At 58.5% G+C, this 1929-nt stretch carries 2 protein-coding genes; both read left to right on the top strand.

Annotation, left to right across the window (positions count from 1 at the left end; genetic code table 11):
* Positions 1-205: 205 nt before the first annotated feature.
* Entirely contained in the window at positions 206-1222 is a 1017-nt protein-coding gene (locus tag AAC035_RS21080; protein WP_339807078.1) for an ABC transporter substrate-binding protein, read from the top strand.
* Positions 1223-1231: 9 nt separating this feature from the next.
* A partial coding sequence (locus tag AAC035_RS21075) for an ABC transporter permease subunit (protein WP_339807077.1) occupies positions 1232-1929 on the top strand: 698 nt, incomplete at its 3' end.

Here is a 1929-nt window from a genome sequence, read left to right as displayed (position 1 = left end):
GGGGGTGGGGGGGGGGGGGGCACGACCTGCCCGGGTGAAGGTGTTCCGCAGTATCAGTGCATCCCTGCAACGCAGCGAAAGGCACGCACGGCCATGGCCCCATTCCGTCACTATCCATATTTCTAAATGTTATTAATCTGACCTTTTTACCTTGCTTTGTTTTATATACCATTGCACGCCGTCCTACCGAGTCGTGAGTGCAACCATGCTACGTATCTTTTTTCCTGTCTTTACAGTGCTGCTTACCTGGAGCAACGCCATCGCCGCGGGAGAGTCTCTGGAAATTGGGTACATGCCTATAATTCCGGTGTCTCAGGCTTTTGTGTTGATTGAAGGCGACGCTCTGGCGAAAGCCGGGGTCACTGATCCGGACCTGATCAAGTTTCAGAACGGTCCTGCCATCGTGCAGGCGTTGCTGGCGGACCAGCTGGACGTCGCCTATCTGGGCATCGGCCCGGCGATGGTGGCGAGAGCCAAAGGGGCGGATATCAAGGTCGTTGCCGCTAACATAGTCGAACAGATCAGCCTGATCTCGCTGGGAGAGCTGGCGCCCTACTTTTCAAACGGGAGCGCGGCTACCGCCTTCGCACGATTCAAGGCCGATAAAGGCCGTAAGCCCGTTATATCGACCTTTCCGCAGGGGTCGGTTCCTGACACAGTGCTTCAGTACTGGTTGCGCAAGCAATTGGGGTTGAGCGCACAGGAGGTCGCGGACAACATCGACATCATTTATCAGGGTGCGGCCCAGGTACAGCAGTCGCTGATGACTGGCGCAGTCGATGGTGCCGCTATTCTCGAGCCGATCGTCAGCATCGTGCTGAACCGAAAAAGCGATGCCGAGGTGGTCGTGTCAGGTTCTGACATGTTCCCGAACCAGCCAGGTGCGGTACTGGTCGTGCGGGAGAAACTGATCAGCGAGCGGCCGGAACTTGTCAGAGCACTGGTTCAGGCCCATGTTGAGTCCACCCGACAATTGCGGGAAACACCCGCTGATGTAGCAGCGGCAGTGGGTAAATATGTGGGCGGAGGGCGACTGCCGGCGGCCATTGTGCTTCAGGCACTGGAGCGCTCCAGCGCTCAGTTCCGGGCTGACCCTAATTCGATCATTGACGGTACTCGAGTCATGCGTGATTTTCAGTCGGAGCTCGGCTCTTTAAACGTGGAGGTGGATCTGGACAGCCTTTTCGAAACCCGCTTTTACGATGAGCTGACACAGGAGTAATCCATACCGATGTCACAGCGTGTGCATCCGCTCGCCCGCTCCCAATGGGGGCGCGGAGTTCTTGGGCTGGCCGGCGTGCTGGCGTTCATCAGCTTCTGGAAGTATGCGCAGGTCTCCGGCTGGGCCGCCGCCGGCACCATACCGGATCCATTTCTGCTGCCCGCGGCACTGGCTGACGAGTGGACATCGGATCGCTTGCTGCCTGCCCTTGCGTCCAGTCTGATCCACTACTTCTGGGGTTTGGCGCTGGGTACAATGCTTGGCTTTCTTGTCGGTACCGTCGCGGCGTCCTCAACGCTGATGGACGCCCTGCACGGTTGGCTGGCCCGTATTCTTCGGCCGATTCCGCCCCTGGCGTGGGTTGTTTTTGCCATCGCCTGGTTCAAGGTCAGCCATGCCGGTGCTGCGTTCGTTATCGCTATCGGTGTGTTCTGGGTGAACTACTTTGCCAGCTATTCTGCCGTGCGTAATGTCGACCCGAAATACTACGATCTGGCCCGCGCCTTTGGTCAGAATGGCCATCTGCGTCAGGCACTGCAGGTCACATTACCGGCCGCCGCTCCGGGAATTTTCGCGGGTATTCGCACGGGTATCGGCCAAGCCTGGATGACGTTGATCGCGGCTGAACTGCTGGGTGTGCCTGGCATGGGACAGGAGATGAATTCCGCGGCCGGGGTCGGTGCCTATGAGGCGGTGGTGGTGTATAT

Source organism: uncultured Marinobacter sp. (assembly GCF_963974375.1).
In the GTDB taxonomy this organism is placed as follows: Bacteria; Pseudomonadota; Gammaproteobacteria; order Pseudomonadales; family Oleiphilaceae; genus Marinobacter.
This window is presented reverse-complemented; position numbering and strand designations above follow the sequence as displayed.

Coding starts and splice junctions, on each gene's coding strand:
- AAC035_RS21080 (WP_339807078.1), top strand. CDS start 206: ATGCTACGTATCTTTTTTCCTGTCTTTACAGTGCTGCTTACCTGGAGC.